Origin of the sequence: Seonamhaeicola sp., assembly GCF_028281565.1 — a bacterium.
GTDB lineage: Bacteria > Bacteroidota > Bacteroidia > Flavobacteriales > Flavobacteriaceae > Seonamhaeicola.
On sequence record NZ_JANQJQ010000043.1, the window covers coordinates 312,836 to 331,939 of the forward strand.

Below are 19,104 nucleotides of genomic sequence, written 5' to 3' on the forward strand. Positions count from 1 at the left end.
TCTAAATTTTAAAAGATGACTGATATTGTTCCTGGTCAGAACAACAAAAAAGCAAGCTAATTTTAGCTTGCTTTTTTTTAATTAAACAGTTTTATGGTTTTTATGGAACCATTTTTAAGGTTTTTAGGTGCCTTGAAGTGTTTTGGGTTTTTACAGTTACTATGTATAATCCATCTTTCAGAAAATCTGAATTTAACTCAATTTTACCGTTTTTCGGGTGATGTGTTTGACCATAAACTAAAGTTCCTAATGGATCATAAAGTTGAATAGTAACCCGTTTACTGTTGTCTAACCCCAGATCAATAGTTAATTTATCTTTGAACGGATTAGGGTAACCCATAATGGTATTGAAGAATAAGTTGTCTTCATAGATACCCTGACAATTTTTGTCCGTTTTTATAACAATTTTATTATTACCCGTTTGAAGAGGCAGTTCTATTGAAGAAGCCGATGTGGTAAACGTTCTATCATTAAAAGTTATATTATAATTATTGCCGCCACTTAAGTTATAAGAGACACTTTGTTTTTCAACATCTATTTTATTAGTAACGGATAATGGATCAGGCTCTGAAATAGTTGCTTCATATTCGGTTTTTAGATCGGGATTTGTTTTTGAAGTAATAATTATGGTATAAGTACCTGATGCTAATCCCGTTATTTCAAGTTTGTTATTTAAGTCATAAGTGTCATTTAAACCGTTTCCCGTGATATTTACTGCTAAATCATCCGCAACCATTGGGGAGACAGTAATCATACCCTCTGTACTTCCGGGACAAGGATTCCCTGTGGATAATACGGATCCCAGTATACTACTATCGTCAGCATTGTCAAGCAAATCCACCGATAGAATTAAAGAACTGACACGCCCACCTGTATCTGGAAACTCTAAGGTTACTTCATTGTTTTCTTTTAGTAAGCTGGCCTGAAACGGAATTTCGATCATTCCAAAAAAGTCATCTCTATTAGCCTGGTCATACCCTTTCCAATTATCTGGCACATCTACCGTAATGCCATTTATTTTAACAACGGGTGCTTTAGAAACGTTGTGCTTTCTTCCAATAGCCATTCTTAAAGTTCCAAAACCATTACCTATGGTAACATTATTGAAATTATAGGTAATGACACTATTAGCAGTAATAGGCTGTAAATAATTCTGGGTATAATAATGTTTTGTTCTTAAAGCATTGTCAAATGTAATGGAGTTATTGAAAGTGTATTCCAGAACTACTGTTTCGTCTTTGATCAAATCAATACTGTCAGGGGCATCATTTACCATTGTTTCAGACATATCAGGTAAGGCCTGAGGGTATATTTTTAAGGCTTTGATCTTGACTTCAGATATATCGGCCATAGAAGATAAGTATGTTAGATTTACAGTTTGGGTAGCATCATCTAAATTGCTTAAACAAACATACAGTTTATTAGAATTTGTATCTAAAAACGCATGTGTTTGAACATCTGGGTTATCACTTCTGATAAAGGTGCGTTTTCCCTTAACGTCTTTCCACAATTCGTAAAAATGAATTCTTGGAGTGTATTCCCAACCGTCAGGAACAGGTTCTCCAATATTAGTTGGTTTCCAAAGTACGGCCTGATAAGGTTGCCAATTATTAGCTTCTGTAATATGCCATGTAGCTTTCCCTGTAATAAAAGGAATGGAGTTAACTAACCTGTCTTCTCTATCCAGTAAATTAAATAAAATATGATTAATAGAGGCCATAGTCTGAGCACTTGCTATATCACTATAATCATCACCATAACCCTCTTCAATAGCACCGTACTCTGTAATAGCATGAGGTTTGATAGTTCCCCATTTTATGTAGCTGTAGTTTTCAATTAAATCTAAGATGGCTTCAGAGTTACTTCCGGAACGTTTCGTATCCTGGCCGGTAACGTTGATGCCGTCATATAGATGCGTAGAAAAAGCATACATATTGTCTCCGGCAATATCCATGAATAGTTTCATGTTGTCTTCCCAATGGCCAAAATCCCAGAGTTCCATGGATGGCCATGCGCTGGAATAACCAATAACCTTAACGTCGGCTAATGCCGGTGTTTCGTGAATGCGTTGAGCCACTTTGTTGTAAAACGCTGCCATATGACGCTTGATACGGGTGTTTTCATCGGCATTCCAACCATCATAAAACTCATGGGCATGCACAAAGGGTTCGTTCATGACCTCAAAGAACTCTTGCCTATACGTGTCATTTTCGTAATCCTTAAAATATTCGACGGCCCAGTCGGCAGCTGCGTCAATATCCAAATTGTCAATAAAAGCTGTTCTGGGGTGACTGGTAACCACGTATCCTTTATTAACAAATCTAAGGGCGTCATTACCGGAACGGTCTCCCGGGTAAACACCGGCTTTTCTTTCCGAGGCTGTGCCGGAAGAAGCTTGATAGGCATAGCCGTAGGGCCCCCAAAACTGACGGCCACCGGTGACATTATAATCGTTTCTGAAGGCACTTTGCTCGGTATCGTTACCACTATCGTGAACAGAAAAGTATTTTGTTCGGTCCAGTTCGGAAACATCACCTATATATCGTTGGCAATGCACGTCAATTTTGACGTTAGACGTATTCTGTGCTGTTGTCCAAAAGCATGTAAATAGAAAAATAAAAGTAAGTAAGTTTGTCTGATTCATGTGATCTCTCAAGTTTTTAACCAGGGTAGTTAGTAAAAAAGAATTATGTTGTTAAAAAAGGCAGTAGTATAAGAAAAAGTATACTACTACCTTTTAAAAGATTGTTCATTTAATAGAACAAATTGCTATATACTATTAATCATTAATTTTTAACAAATTTGGAAGTGGCTCCGGTATTTGTTTTCAGAATATAGACACCACTTGTGAGGTCTGAAACATCAATGTTTCTTTCAGAGTTCACTTTTTTAACTTCCTGACCTATTAAGTTGTAAATAGATACAGATTTAAAGTTTTGATAGTCTGAAAAAATTAATTCATTACTGACCGGGTTTGGAAAAACTCTTAGATTTTTAATTTCAAAGTTTGCATTAGATAATGAAGCATTAGCACTTTTATATGCAGGTGATGCAGGAGAATTTGTAGGAGCAAATCCACCAGACGCACTTTTTGGGAAAGATAACCTTATCTCGTAATAATAATTTGTTATACCGGCACCTGCTCCATTTGGATCAGCGGCTAATAATTCAGCTTTGGTCATAATGTTTCCATCCCCATTTAAAACAGCTGCATTTATTGTAGAAATAGTAATAGAACCTGTCAAATCAGTTCCTGCAGGAAGAGCTGACCAATTTTGACTCCAGCCTCTCCAATTAGCACTCCACACACCTCCGGAAACAGACCACATGTCCATTTTGATGTCTCCAACAGCTATTTCACTGGCTGCTGTATACGTAAATTCAATTGTAACTGAAGGGGCTTGGGGGAAGTCACCATCCTTATCTACCCAGTTCCAAACATCTTGTCCGTAAAAACTGGTTGTTGCTGCTAAAGCAATTAGTAAAAGTAATTTTTTCATCATATTTTATATTTAATTAGTTACTCAAATATAAAATTAGTGTGAGGTTGAAGCTACAACAAGAGTCCAATTATGCGTAAGAAATGTCTAAAACCATATGGTGTAACTTATTGTTTTACAATAAGTTTTGATTCGCTGTTTACTTTAAGGACATAAACACCGGATGCTAAGCTGTAGGGTAGCTTTATTTCCGTAATTTCGGTTTCCTCATTATATAGTTTTGACAAGATTGAGATGACACTTCCTTTTAGGTCAGAGAGCTGAAGTTCATCTGTTGAAGCCGTATTGGCAATAAATACTTTAAATTCGTCATTCAATGGATTAGGATATACTTTATAACCGGCAGTTAAAGGGATGTCGGTTTCTTTACCCGTGAAATATTCAACACCAAAACTATAGGCATCTTTACCAATTTTTTCACCAATCAATCTACCGGGAATATCATCGGCAGGCGGATGAATTCCACCCCATATTCTGGATAAACTACATTGGTCTGAAGCATCCCTGTAGGTGGCCCATTGTAATATAACATCAACGCTGGGGCCTTCTTCAAACACCAGGAATTCATTCTTTCTTGCAATAAATTCACCCATGCCACCGGGGAAAAAGGCGTCTCCGGTCAATAAGGTCATAAGTTCGGCAGCAGCTCTTGAATAGGTGGAATGTCCGGAAACATAACCCGCAAACGGCGGTGTTACAAAACTGGGACGTTGATAAGGCCACCAGTTTTCGGCTAAAATCCAGTCAACACCTGCCATATCTGTTTCCGTGTCTTCTATATATACATGCCCTTTCCACGTATAGAGCTTAATCTTACCTATATGTTCACCTAAATCACCTTCTAAGGGATCTCCGGCTTCAACAACTTCAATATAGCCCGGTTTGAGAGGGATTCCTGCCACATTGTAATTAGGAAGAGAGTTATCTGTACTTTGGCCTAATTGCGCCATATATCGTATGGCCGAAATAGGTCTGATATAGTCATACCAGCCTTTAATACCCCAGGCTGAAATAGCTGCATCATGCATAGTACCACCTAAAAGAAAATAAGCTTTTACATCCCATTCTAAAGGGGGAAGTATTTCACCCGTTCCGTTGAGTTTTTTTTCTAAATGCTGATGGTCACTTACATAGTTTAGTATGGTGAACCAATGTCCCGGAGGTGTTTCAGAGTCAGGTCCGTCTGCCCAAAATTCGGCTAAAACCCTTGCATAATCACCTCTTGGAACCATTTGCTCCTGATAAGGTGCGTTTGTATGTGGATTGATAGAATGACCAAAACCAGGATCACCACCGTTTAACTCATCATAAAAATTGGGATGGTCTTCAAAAGATTGTGGGAAGTTGTTGATATCTAAATTTCCTATTGATTTAGGTGAAATGTCCCATAGTACACCATCATTTGGGTCTAAATGAGACCCCCAAACAGATACCAGTGAAAATCCCCATTTATAGGCTTCGCTACCTGTATCTTCCTGATCTAAATTTAAATAAGGTGGTCCAGAAGGGTCATGATAAACATGGTAATCGTAGTCATCTCTGTTAAATATGGTTTTATCTTCTTCTTTTAAAGAAAAAGGAAAGACCTCTCCCCATTCAGGGCTTAAGAAGTCGGGGGTGGTTCCCGGAATTAAGTTTCCGCTTTGATCAATGAATTCGAATAAACTTAAAGGCTGCCATCTGTTGGGGTCAAATATTAAACCACTACCGGGGATAGTAGGTGCCAATGGTAGGTTTAACGGTTTATAAAAAGCATTCGAATAGGCTTCTGCTTCTCTTGAGCCATCACTAAGCCCATAATCAATAATAGCTTGAGCAATATAGTTGCCTAAGGCAGCTGAGTTTCCGGATGAATAATCATTAGAGTAAAAGTTTAGATCATACCCAAACTCTTCCATTAGCAAATCAAAAATTTGTTTAGTTTCAGAAAAATCCGGAGAATCTTTAAATCTATAATTTAGTAGACGATATGCTGCATAACACATGGCTGTTTGCCTGGCCTCTTCAAGGGGTTCTTCCGTTTTAAAACCCATAAAAGGAATGTTGATACCATGTACAGTATTACCTAAGAGATAAGTTTGAGCATTTTTGTCAAAAATTGCCCAGGTATCGTATAATGCTACGCTTGTGTGGAACAAATTCCTGGCATGTACTGTAGGGCGTGCATAGTCATTTCTAATAGCGTGGAGTAAGGCTTCGTTCCATAATCGGGCTACTGAATGGTTATTTGAAAGTTTGGACGCCGATAAGGATACCTGTAATTCAACAGGCATTGTTGAGCAACTGGCATCTGATTCAGTAACAGAAACAATTCCGGAGTCCTGTAATCCCCATTTAACTGTTATCTCATTAGTATTTGTATCTCCAATTATTTCTCCTCCTTCAACACTCCAGTTAAGTGTTGAACCTTGTTTTTCAGGATATGAGTAAGTTTCTGTATTTAAAAAACCGGATGAGTTACTACCAGATATTTGACGGGATTCCAGATAAGTACAGGAACTATCATCAACTAAAGCATCGGGATCATAACTACATGAAGTTGGGTCTGTACACCCTTTTTTCTTTGTGACCGGAGGTGTTGCATAGTCTTCAATACCATTATTTTCTATGGCCAGTAAACTTGAATTTATATCTAAATTTTGATAGGTTTCTACGATTCCTGATGGCCATTTAATTTTTAGTTCAGTTATTTCAGTAGCATCTCCTAAACCAAAATGTACCGGTTGAATGCTTTGGGATAGATAACGAACACCTGTATGAAAACGATGTTGTGTGTCAATATCGGTAGTTATAGAAACAGTTGTCCCAACTGCTTGCTTGTTTGAAACTGTTCCTTGAAGTGTAAGCTTAAACCAATTTAAATTATTGGTGTTTGTTTCATCAATTATTTTGTTTTCGTAGAGATGGGAAGGGCTGTTATTATTTGTTACATACATATCCAAATCGCCATCACTATCATAGTCAAAAGGAGTAGAGCCAATGCTCACCGAGAGTTTGTCCAGATTTGTTTCTGCAGATTTATCAATGAAGGTGATAGAACCATTTGAATTTGAGTTTTCAAAATAGTAATTTCTTTGTTTTTCATTGGGAGCCATTTCTTTAAAACCATTGGTAACAAAAAAATCTTCATCTCCATCTAAATCAAAATCTGAAAATACCAAATCCCAGGCCCAACCGGTATCTCTTAAATTGTCATATTCTTGATTTTTGTTAAAAGTATTATCGCCATTATTTTTGAAAAAGACATTTAAGTTGATAGTAGTTACAAAGAAATCAAACCACCCGTTTTTATCATAATCAAAAATGGCCACTCCCATATTGTTAAATGCTGTATCTAATCCGTATATAGTAGCTTCTTCACTGAAACCTGTACCACCTTGATTGATAAAAAGGTCGTTATCTCCACCGGTATCCTGGTTTACATACAAATCCATCCACCCGTCATTATTAAAATCAAAGGGGATGCTCATGTATGAAAATTTACGTGTGGGAATACCAAATTGTTCGGTAGCATCGGTGAATGTACCATCACCATTATTAATATAGAATAAGTTATTAGGGCATACACCCCATTCAGAAATGTAAAGATCTAAAAAACCATCATTATTAACATCAAACCAGGTGGAACTGGTATTTCGGCAATCATTCCTTTTAAGTATTCCGGCTTGTTCTGTTGTTTCAATAAAAGTACCATCGCCTTCATTATGGAACAGTTGCACCTTAAAACTATGCGTAAAGAAAAGATCGGGATATCCGTCATTATCATAATCTCCCCAGGAAACACCATGTTTTATCCCATCAATGCCGGAATATTCGGATGATTGTTCTTCGTCTGGGAATAAATTTATAAGACCAGATTCTACAGTTACATCTTCAAAAGTTCCGTTGTTGTTATTTCTAAAAAGTCTGGTAATACTGTTGCGGTTGTCATTGTCCTTAGCTTTCGCAACTACAATTAAATCTAAGTCCCTATCACCATCATAATCGGCAACAGCAACTCCATTATTCTGTCTTAATACATCTATTCTAGCTAATTGTTCAACATTTTCAAATGTTTGACTAAAAATCAAATTATTGAAAGTAAGGACAACACAAGTAACTATTAAGAGTTTTAGGTTTAACTTAAATACCATAATTTATTCAAAAGGACAAGCGGAATTTGAACTTCAAAATTTAATAAAAAAGACCCATCCGAATTAACAAATAGGCCTCATTTTTATTTTAGTAATTAACCTATGTAGGTTTAAGGTCTTTCATCTCTTACTACAAGTTTTAAATCATCAAAGTAGTAAGTTCCGGCACCATTAGCACGTAAAAATAAGCCATGGACGTCTGCATTATCTACAGTGAAGAGTTTATTATCAATTTGTGCCCAAGCACCTATAGCTCCCGGAGCAGGTCCACCTTGCCAATGTGCAGCACCAGGGTTTAAACTTTGCCACATATTGAATCGGTGCCATCCACCAACTTCCCAATCTGCACGAATTGACCCTGCAGAACCAGGTACGGCGTAAACCTTGTAGCTAAATTTATATTCTACACCAGGAACAAAACCTTCACCAGTAAGTTCAAGTATTGCAACACCTTGACCACCACCAGTGGTAACAATTTTTGCCATGTAGTCTCCATGTGGTACGTCTGGATCACCACCACCACCGGTAACAAATTCTAAAGATGTTGGATCACCTTTAGCTTCCCAACCATCACCTGTATTTTCAAAACTAGCTTGAATTGCAGGAATTAGATTTAATTCATACGGGGTCACGGGTAAATCTGTAAAAGCAACAGGATCTCTGGTATCTGTAGATTGGAAAGTACCATTACCATCATATGATACTGTTATTACATCATCACTATAAATAGTTTCATTAAGTTGTATGAGTAATAGCGTAGCATCATTAGGATCAATATTAATATTATTAATTGTAACAGGAACGGCACCTCCATTTACAGTAACAGTGAAGTATTGCTCGTGATTAATGAATGGCGCAAACTCTCCGTTAAAAGGTACCACAATAGTCTGATCTTCCCTTTCATAAGGAGTTCCTGCAACAAAAGGTTGACTGGAAGGAATTACTTTAAAAGGAACTGGAATTCTGTATGTTTCCCAATCTCCTGGAATGTTCTGACCTGTTCTACTTAAGTTTAAAGTACCAAACCAAACACCTAGTTTCTTTAACACCAAACTCACATTTTGCTGGTTACTGCTAGAACCACCAAGGTTCCAACTCCAAGTATCAGGTCTACCAATTGCTGTTTCATCAAAAAGATCTATAGCATCTCCAGCTTCAACATAAACAGTGTCTGTTTCACTTTCATGATTAATTACAACACCTTTTTGTTCTACTCTAATTGTTGGTACTATGGTATCGTACACATCCACTACAAAAGTCTTATCTATAACCCATGCATCTCCTACTTGTTGGGCTTCTATATTGTCATCAGAATCCGGAGCTCTGAATGTTACCTTTTCAGGGAAAATATTAAAGAGCCTAACATGGTTATAACCGGAGTTTTTAAACCAAACACTTATTGTTTTGTCAGTTGTAGAACCGGATCCAATTATTTTATCATCAAATATAGAGTCCAGACGCTCAATGGGGTGCGCTAAGAAAAAATTCCCACTTTCAATTTCCCATTTATGACTTATTGTATTTTGTGATAAGTCTGAGAAAGTAAGATAGTCATTTTTATTTGTTAATAAAGTATCCGGCCAAGGACTTTGAGGGTAAGCTATATACCAACCAACATCAGAAAAAGAGTTTGGCTGCTCATACTCATCATCCTTATTACAAGCTGTAAACATAACAGCAAGTATGGCGATGGCCATTAGTATATTTATTTTTATATTGTGTTTTTTCATGTTTCTTGTGTTTTTAAAAATTAAAACTCTGCCTAACTTATGGAGTATCATAAAGTACTGGGTTAGAAGTTTCTTCACTATTTGGTACTGGCCAATAAGCATGAAGTTCCTCAACGTAGTTTGCCGCAGCTTGCTCAAACTCTGTCCACTTCCCGTTTGGGTCTCCAGTTCCTACATCTGATAGTATTCCTGCCCATCTTGTACCACTAGTTCCATCTTCTGTTTCAAAAGGATAATTAGTTGACCAATATTGTTTTTGAGATAGTTCTTCAAAGCGTTGCTTTGTAATTCCCCAACGTCTTAAGTCAATGGTACGAATAGCGTTGCCTTCAGCCGATAATTCTAATGGTCTTTCAACATACATCAAATGATCCATTAAAGAACTGGCATCGTATGTAATTTCATCGTGATCATTAACAGGATATTCTCCAGTACCAGTTAAACCAAGTAGCCTTACACCAGAGCGTCTTCTAACTCTATTTATATAAACCAAAGCCTCTTCAACACCGGCATTATTTGTTCCTCCGCCAATTAAGGCTTCTGCATACATAAGGTAAATATCTGCTAATCTTATTACACGAATATTAATACCAGATCTGGGAATAGTTGCAGCTATATCTCTTTCGCTTGCCGCAATATCCCAATTAGTGAATTTTCTCCAATAACTATGTTCGGCATTATTGTATGGTGCTCCTTGAGCAGATGTAAGTAAATAATAATCTGTATCCTCATCATCACAGAAAGCAATCGAAGCTGATGTTCTTAAAGAAAAGATTCTTGGTACGTCCACATCCATAACAGGATTCCCATCACCATCCAATACAGGCAGGCCATTAGCTTGTCTCTGGATTCTGCTTACCGTATTTCTTGGGTCGGTCATATCTAAAACTTCATTTCTATATAAGTTGTTTAACCAGCAAGCAGGATATACACTTCGCCAACCGCCAGGAGTACCGGCAGGAGCAAAAGAAAAATTAAGTGTACTGGAGTTTTGTTCTTGCCCCCATACTGAAAATTCTTCTTTATAGTTTACAGAATATCCTATTTCTAATATAGACTCTTCATTAAACTCGTCTCTTGTAGTGAAGTTACTACCAATGTCTGGAGTTAACGCATATGGATGATCATCAATAATTGTTTTAAAATATTGAGCTGCCATGGTATAATCTCCATCGTAAAGATAGCTTTTACCTAAAAGCGCTATGGCCGTTCCGGATGTTAGTCTACCTTTAGGGCCATCATAAGTCATAGGCAAATTTTCAGCACCATATTCTAAATCTGAAAGGTAAAACGCCTGAACCGTTTCTGCCGGACTTATTGGTTGGTAATAGTTTGATATATCCGTTGGAACGTAATCTATTATAGGAACCGCCCCATTATTGAAACCGGTATAAAGGTAGAAATAGAAAAGCCCTCTAAAAGTTCTTGCCTGAGCAATAACAAGATCTGCACGGTCTTTAGTTTCGCCTTCAAAAGTAGGATATAAACGCTCTGCAGCTTCTAAAACCTGGTTGGCCCTAAAAATTCCTTTATAAAGGGCTGCCCATTTAGTATTTGGTGCTCCTGAACTATTGTTAAAGGTTTGCAACCAATAAACATTACTGGTATTAGGACGCCCCCAACCGGGAAATGTCATGTCTGATCTGTTTAATTCATTTGTCTTGTTTAAAACATTACCGTCTTTAAACGCATTGTACACGGATATTAAGCCTGTTTCTAAATCATTAATGTTGAGCCAAAAACTACTGGTAGAAAGCTCAACCGGGTTAGCCTCCTCTAAGAAATTTTCATCACAACTAAAAATGCATAGAGAAGTCACTAACAAAAAAACCAATTTTTTTAATGTTTTCTTTTCCATAATTGTGTATTTGTTAGAACTATTATTATATGTTTTTTTCATAAGATACTGATTTTAAGATTAAAAGGCAAGTTGAAGACCTAGTCTAAAACTAGAACTAATAGGGTAACTACCTCTGTCTAAGCCTCTGGTACTGAATCCATTATTCCCTACTTCCGGATCAAAACCAGTATAATCTGTAATTGTTAATGCATTTTGAGCAGAAAGGTAAATTCTTATGTTTGAGATGCCATGTTTTTCTATAGCATCTTTGGGTATGGTATACCCTAAAGCAATGTTTCTTAACCTTACAAAAGTACCGTCTTCCATCCAGTAATCTGTATAACCTCTAAAGTTTTCATGGTCTCTGCCACGGTCTGTTGGTATCAAAGAAGTTGTATTTTGTGGTGTCCATTGGTGAACTAAATCCTGATGACGACCAAACTTATAAGCATAAGCTTTACTACCGTTCATTACTTCGCCTCCAAATGCACCATACCATTGCATTGACAGATCAAAATTCTTGTAATTTGCTCCAAGATTTAATCCCATTTCGAAATCAGGTAAGCCGCCACCTGCAAATTGTCTGTCATCCAGGTCAATAATACCATCTCCGGCATCAGCAATACCATCACCATCGGTATCGACCGTAAGGGCGTCTACATATCTTAAATCCCCTAAGTTAGCATTTCCACCAACCAAAGGGTTATAAGCGTCTAACTCTTCCTGGGTACTGATGATACCATCGGTTTTAATTAAGAAAAATGATGCTGCCGGATAACCTTCGGCTATAACAGACACTAAATCTTCATTAGGTACCCCTTGTACTACTTGACTATTGTCTAAGAATACCTGAGAATTACCTCCGGACATACGGGTTATTAAATTGTTATTTTTTGTATATGTTGCCGCTACATTCCAGGAGAATTTCCCTTTGTGCCTGTATCTAAGAGACCATTCCATACCTTTGTTTTCCATGTCACCAACATTAATAATTACGGTAGAATTTCCAGTACCCGATATAGATGGAGGTAATAATAATGGGAGTAATAAGTCTCTCTTATTTTCTTCATAGAAATCTGCTGAGATATTTAATCTGTTTTTAAACAGCCCCAGCTCAAAACCAGCATTCTTTGAAATAGAAGTTTCCCACTTAACTTTATCATTAGCGTATGATTCTCTAATGGCTCCGGAAATTAACACATCATTTTCTTCTGATCCAAAAACAGCATCTCTTAAGGTGGTTATTGTTGCCTGGTTACTATAAGGAAGAAAACCTTCGTTTCCTACCTCACCATAACCAGCTCTTAATTTAAGACTTGTAAAGGTACGTTTAAGAGGTACCCAGAAACTTTCATCCGATACATTCCAACCTACAGATGCCGACGGGAAATTACCCCATCTAAAGTCCGGACTAAATTGAGAAGAACCGTCACGTCTAATAGCTGCACTTAATAAGTATTTACCTTTATAGTTATACTGAAGCCTTGTCATCATACCAATTAGGTTTATGGTACGGTTGTTCCATCTACTGTTAGGGAAACTGCCATTGGTTCCTACCTGATGAATACTTTCACTTGTACCAGCGCCTAATTCTTGTGTTTCGTTGCTGTTTAAAATCCTTAAATCTGCAAAGGTACTTCTTGCAAAAGATGTTTCAGCAGAAAATAACCCGGTCCAGTTAATATTGTGATGACCAAAGCTTTTTTTGAAGTTTAAGAAATTTTCAAAAGTTTGTTTAGTTCTTCTGGTATAAATTTCTCTAACACCGGAAAGTGTTTGAGGGTTTACAATTGCACCGTCCTCATTTCTTTGAACAAATAGTGGGTTTATAACACGTCTGGTACTATTAGAGATATTAAAACCAGCTCTGGCCGTGTAGGATAAATTTTTGTTGAAATTGAATCTGGCAGTAATATTACCATCAAAATTGTCAACATTATCTCGGTCTGTTTGAATTAAGCGTTGTTGGTTATGAGATAGGTTAATAGCATCATTACTGGTATTCGATCCGGGATTAACAATTTCGGTGGCCTCCGGATCTAACTGTTGAGAATAAGGATTGTACCTATAGGCCATAAGTAATAACTGCCATGGTTCTCTGTCTCTTTCTTCAATTCTAAAGCCCATACCCGTAGAAATACTCCATTTTCCTTTTCTGTACTGCGTGTTGGCACGAATATTAAATCTGTCGTATCCAGAGTTTATTAACATACCATCTTGATTAAAGAAAGAAGCATTAATATTATACGCCAAACCATCTTTACCTCCGGAAATACTAAGGTTGTGGTTTTGAATTGGTGCACTATTATTTTCAATTATCTCTACAAGGTTAGAATTATTTGTTAACTGATGTACGCCTTGAACAATAGGTGTCCAGGTATTCCCAAACGTTGTTCCATTTAAGGCGTTTGTTCTCAAATGCGTAGCATAAAGATGATCTTCAAGTTCCATTAAAGGAACACCAGATGTAATAGACTGCAATCCATAATAGGTATGAATGTTCACTTTCATAATACCTTCTTTACCTTTTTTAGTAGTAATTAAGATTACACCATTTGCACCTCTTGTTCCGTAGATTGCAGTTGAAGCCGCATCTTTTAAAATATCAATAGTTTCAATTTCATCAATACTTAATTTGGGGTCCCCGTCAAAAGGAATACCATCCACAACATAAAGCGGTGTGTTAACACCATTAATGGATCCAACTCCACGAATAAGTACATTAGATTCAGCTCCCGGTTGCCCACTTGACGCTGTTACATTAACTCCGGCAACAGATCCTTGCAGCGCAGTTCCTAAATCGGCCGTGGCGTTTAATACAAGGTCTTCATGTTTAACTTGACCAACAGCACCCGTAATTTCCTTACGCTTTTGGGTACCGTAACCAACTACAACTACTTCATCCAGAGAAGCCCTGTCTTCTTCCATAGAAACATTAATTGTAGTGTTGCTACCAACTGTTACGGTTTCGTCAACATATCCCAAGTAGCTAAATTGTAATTTGCTACCTGTAGTTGCTTTAATCTCGTAATTTCCGTCAAAGTCTGTAACAGCACCCGTTGAAGTTCCAACTACTATTACCGTAGCACCTGCCAATGGCTCTCCATCACCTGTCACTTGCCCTTTAATAGTTACTGATTGAGCATAAGCTGCATTCACCCCTATTAAACAAATACATGCAACAAGAAAAGCCTTGAATTGCCATTCTTTGAATAGCGATCTTTCAAGTAATTTGATTTTCATATTTTGTTAGTTTTAAATGTTTTGATCCACAAATTTGTGTAAAAAAGCCAATTTGTTGTGAAACAGAAGTCTAATTTGCTAACACATAAGTATGAAGTATTAAATTTATGTTAATATTTTTCGTAGTTAATTTGTTGGTTATTAGTTGTTTAGTATGTATTTGCTTGGATTTTGTTGGGTTTTAAATGTTTTATCAGGAAAAATGATTTTCACCAATAAATGACTGACAAAAAGAATGAAAACTTAGCTCATGCTTGTGTAAAAAGGATAATTTATAATAAGTTAAGGATGAATCAGCTACCATATTATTATTTGTTTTAAATATTTCTGTCCAAACAGCCCGTGCCTTAATATCATAGTGATTTTAGCAGATGCCCCGGGGTTTGGTAATGTAGGGTTCAATCGTGATGGAAGCTTTCCTTCAGATTTAAGGGAGATGCCTACACCAAATTTGGATGTTTTGGCTGGTAATGATACCATTTTCAAACATAAAATTAGTATGGGATTGAAGTTAGAACAAGAGTCCAATTATGAGCAAGAAATGTCCAAAAACCAAATGATGTATCTTATTGTTTTACAACAAGTTTTGATTCACTGTTTATTTTAAGAACGTAGACACCGGATGCTAAACTGTGGGGTAGCTTTATTTCTGTAATTCCGGTTTCCTCATTATATAGTTTTGACAAGATTGAGATGACACTTCCTTTTAGGTCAGAAAGCTGGAGTTCATCAGTTGAAGCCGTATTGGTAATAAATACTTTAAATTCGTCATTCAACGGATTAGGATATACTTTATAAGCGGCAGTTGAAGGGATGTCAGTTTCTTTACCCGTGAAATATTCAACACCAAAACTATAGGCATCTTTACCAATTTTTTCACCAATCAATCTACCGGGAATATCATCGGCAGGTGGGTGGATACCACCCCAGATCCTGGATAGACTACATTGGTCTGAAGCATCCCTGTAGGTGGCCCATTGTAAGATAACATCAACGCTGGGGCCTTCTTCAAACACGAGGAATTCGTTCTTTCTTGCAATAAATTCACCCATACCACCAGGGAAAAAGGCGTCTCCGGTTAATAAGGTCATAAGTTCGGCAGCCGCTCTTGAATAGGTGGAATGTCCGGAAACATAACCCGCAAACGGCGGTGTTACAAAACTAGGTCGTTGATACGGCCACCAGTTTTCGGCTAAAATCCAGTCAACACCTGCCATATCAGTATCTGGGTCACCAATATAGTCATGGCCTCGCCAGGAGTATAGTTTTATTTTGCCTATGTGTTCGTCCATAATCCCGGCTAACGGATCCCCGGCTTCTACAAGTTCAACATATCCGGATTTAAGCGGAATGCCTCCAACATGGTAATTGGGAAGTGAGTTGTCCGAACTTTGTCCTAATTCTGCCATATATCGTATGGCTGAAATAGGCCTGACATAATCATACCATCCTTTAATGCCCCAGGCAGATATAGCGGCATCATGCATGGTGCCCGCTAATAGGAAATAAGCCTTTACATCCCATTCTAAAGGAGCTAGTGTTTCTCCCGTTCCGTTTAATTTTTTAACTAAATCGGGATGATCGCTAACATAGTTTAGAATGGTAAACCAGTGACCGGGCGGTGTTTCAGAGTCCGGTCCGTCTGCCCAAAATTCGGCCAGCACTCGCGCATAATCTCCTCTGGGAACCACTTGTTCCTGATAAGGTGCATTAGTATGGGGATTGAGGGCATGACCGGTACCGGGATCGCCACCATCAAACTCATCGTAAAAATTGGGATAGTTGTCAAACGATTTTGGGAAATTATCGATATCTAAATTTCCAATGGATTTAGGAGAAATATCCCAAAGGACCTCATCAAATGGATCTAAATGAGATCCCCAAACAGATACTAAAGAAAACCCCCATTTATATGCTTGGCTATTATCATCTTCAGCATTTAAATTAAGATAGGGGGGAGCGGAGGGATCATGAAAAACCTGGTAGTTATGACCGTCTCTTGAAAATATTGATTTATCTTCTTCTTTTAGAGCAAAAGGTGAAACTTGCCCCCATTCCGGGCTTAAGAAATCAGGGGTGTTTTCATTAATTAGGTTTCCGCTTTGGTCTATAAATTGATAGAGGCTCAATTGTTGCCATCTGTTCGGGTCCGTCATAGTCTCATTTCCTGGAAGTTGAGGCGTTAACGGATTATTTACAGTCCTGTAAAAAATGTTTTCATAGGCATTGGCTTCATTGGCACCATCTTTAAAACCATAATCTATGACAGATTGTGCAATATAATTCCCTAAAGCAGCAGGGTTGCCGGAGCTATAATCTGTTCCGGTGAACTGGGTATCATACCCCAGATCAGACATAATCAGATCGAACTTGTCTTTGGTTTCTTCAGCTCCGGGAGAATTTTTAAATCGATGTACCAGTAAACCATAGGCCGCATAACTCATGGCTTTTATTTGGGCCTCATTATTAGGTTCATCAGTTTCAAAACCATTAAAGGGTATGTTAACACCGTGGACTTCATTGCCTAACAGGTATGGTTTTGCGTTTTCATCAAAAACGGTCCAGGCATCGTATAAGGCAATACTCGTGTGGAAAAGGTTTCTGGCATGAACTGTTGGGCGTGCATAATCATTTCGGATGGCGTGAAGTAAGGCTTCATTCCAAATTCTGGCAACCGATAGATTAGCTGATATTTCAGAAATGTTCAGGTCCACCTGTAAAGTCACTTTTTCAGTGCTGCACTCAAGACCGGTTTCAATAACAGATACTTCACCAATATCTTCAAGATGCCATAAAACGGTTACGGTTTCAGTATTTTGTCCTTCCACTATTTCACCACCGGTAACTCGCCAGGAAATTGATGAATCAGTAGCCTTGTTATATGTGTATGTTTCAGTATTAAAATAACCGGAAGTGCTTTTTCCTGCTATTTGAGAGGCACTTAAATAAGAACAAGAGTCATCATCAAAAAAGGCGTCCGGATTATAATTACACGAACTAATATCCGTACAGCCGGAAATTTTGACGGCTTCAGGAATATCAAGAATTTGAAATCCATTATTCTCTATAGCCAGTATGGTAGTATCTATAGGTAGGTTTGTATGCAATTCTTCAATCCCGGAGGGCCATTTAATTTTAATTTCTAAGATGTCGGTTGCACTTCCTAAACCAAAATGAACAGGTTGAATACTTTGGGACAGAAAGCCTAAACCCGTATAATATCTGTGAATTGTCCCTAAATTAGTGGTAATAGAAAGCTCTGTGCCAACGGCGTTCCTATTGGAGATTGTTCCCTCTAAAATAACTTTAAACCAGTTATTAGAATCTGTGGTGCTTTCAATGATAGTGGTATTTTCGTAAAAGAAGGAAGGAGCGTCACTATTGGTGACGAATAAATCTAGGTCACCATCATTATCAAAGTCGAAAGGGGTAGATCCCACACTTATGGTTTCTTCGTCAAATAAAATGTCTTGTGTAACATCTTCGAAGGTAGAACCACCTTCAATGAACGTGTTTTTAAAATATACGTTTTTTTGTTTATTGGGAATGCTTATTTTAAAACCATTGGCAATAAAAAGATCTTCATCGCCGTCTAAGTCAAAATCTGAAAACGTAACGTCCCAGGCCCAACCGGTATCGAGTACGTTATTCTGAACAGCTAGATCTTCAAAAGTATTGTCACCATTATTAGTTAACAGAAGATTGGTATCAATATCTGTGACAAACATATCAAAGCTACCATCATTATTATAATCACCAATAGCTATTCCCATTTCATTCCCGGAGGTGTTTAAGCCGGGATAGCTACTACTCTCTAAAAAGCCTGTGCCATTTTGGTTGATAAATACTTGATTGGGGATAAAGAAATCGTTAGTGACAAACAGATCCATCCAGCCATCATCGTTTAAATCAAAAGGAACGCTCATATAAGATAGCTCAAAGCTATTTACTCCATAAGATTCTGAAACATTTGTGAAAGTATTGTTTCCATTATTTAAATAGAAAATGTTGCCTTCACATCTGTCCCAAACAGAAATGTAAATGTCAAGATAGCCATCGTTATTGGCATCAAACCATGTAGCTCCTGTATTAATGCAATTGTTTATGCTTTGAATGCCCGCTTCATCGGTTGTATTTTGAAAGGTGCCGTCACCCTGGTTTCTAAAGAGTTGCACTTTGCGACTATGTGTAAAAAAAATATCAGGGAAGCCGTCATTATCATAGTCACCCCAGAATGCGCCGTATTTAATGCCATCGAGTGCTTCATTAATTAAGATTTCCTCATTCTCCGGAAATAAATTAGCCAGCCCTGAATTTGTGGTGACATCTGTAAAAGTACCATTACCGTTGTTCCTAAATAACTTACTTTGGGTTTGTTCTATATTAGGTTTGTCTTTTGCTTTTGCAACAATAAAAATGTCCAAATCATAGTCGCCATCATAATCAGCCACGGCCACCCCATTGTTATTTTCTAAAGTGCTTAATTTAGACGCCCCTTGAATTTTTTTAAAGGTTTGCGCATTACTTTGGTAAAATATTGCAAAGCAAACCAAAAGAACAGTCTTTAAAAAAAAATTATTTAGAAAGCTCATTTTTTATAAATGAATAGTTACTTATAATATAAGGTAGATTTTATAAAAAGTAAAGGCCAATTTAGT

Annotated in this window: 8 protein-coding genes; 1 reads left to right on the plus strand and 7 read right to left on the minus strand. The window is 37.5% G+C overall.

The window, feature by feature from the left end:
- Window positions 1–100: 100 nt before the first annotated feature.
- The 6 genes from Q0983_RS18575 to Q0983_RS18600 all read right to left on the minus strand — a co-directional run bounded on the left by Q0983_RS18575 (window position 101) and on the right by Q0983_RS18600 (window position 14,446).
- Window positions 101–2,644 (minus strand): T9SS type A sorting domain-containing protein, encoded by a 2,544-nt coding sequence (locus tag Q0983_RS18575; protein WP_299556432.1) that lies wholly within the window; start codon window positions 2,642–2,644, stop codon window positions 101–103.
- A gap of 142 nt (window positions 2,645–2,786) precedes the next feature.
- A complete protein-coding gene (locus Q0983_RS18580; protein ID WP_299556434.1) occupies window positions 2,787–3,503 on the minus strand; it encodes a T9SS type A sorting domain-containing protein in 717 nt (238 codons plus the stop codon).
- A 104-nt stretch (window positions 3,504–3,607) separates the two neighbouring features.
- Complete coding sequence (locus Q0983_RS18585; RefSeq protein ID WP_299556436.1) at window positions 3,608–7,570, minus strand: FG-GAP-like repeat-containing protein; 3,963 nt, start codon at window positions 7,568–7,570, stop codon at window positions 3,608–3,610.
- A gap of 173 nt (window positions 7,571–7,743) precedes the next feature.
- Window positions 7,744–9,363 (minus strand): hypothetical protein, encoded by a 1,620-nt coding sequence (locus Q0983_RS18590; protein ID WP_299556438.1) that lies wholly within the window; start codon window positions 9,361–9,363, stop codon window positions 7,744–7,746.
- 37 nt (window positions 9,364–9,400) lie between these two features.
- Window positions 9,401–11,263: a RagB/SusD family nutrient uptake outer membrane protein gene (locus Q0983_RS18595; protein ID WP_299556439.1), complete on the minus strand. Its 1,863-nt coding sequence runs from the start codon at window positions 11,261–11,263 to the stop codon at window positions 9,401–9,403.
- An 18-nt stretch (window positions 11,264–11,281) separates the two neighbouring features.
- On the minus strand, window positions 11,282–14,446 hold the full coding sequence (locus Q0983_RS18600; RefSeq protein ID WP_299556441.1) for a TonB-dependent receptor: 3,165 nt from the start codon (window positions 14,444–14,446) through the stop codon (window positions 11,282–11,284).
- A 358-nt stretch (window positions 14,447–14,804) separates the two neighbouring features.
- Between Q0983_RS18600 and Q0983_RS18605 the strand changes: the two genes are divergently transcribed.
- The gene (locus tag Q0983_RS18605; protein ID WP_299556443.1) at window positions 14,805–15,053 is read left to right on the plus strand and encodes a hypothetical protein; all 249 of its coding nucleotides are present in this window, start codon (window positions 14,805–14,807) and stop codon (window positions 15,051–15,053) included.
- On the opposite strand, the gene Q0983_RS18610 is transcribed toward Q0983_RS18605, so the two are convergent.
- On the minus strand, window positions 15,013–19,038 hold the full coding sequence (locus Q0983_RS18610) for an FG-GAP-like repeat-containing protein (protein WP_299556445.1): 4,026 nt from the start codon (window positions 19,036–19,038) through the stop codon (window positions 15,013–15,015). The genes Q0983_RS18605 and Q0983_RS18610 overlap by 41 nt on opposite strands.
- Between the last annotated feature and the right edge of the window lie 66 nt (window positions 19,039–19,104).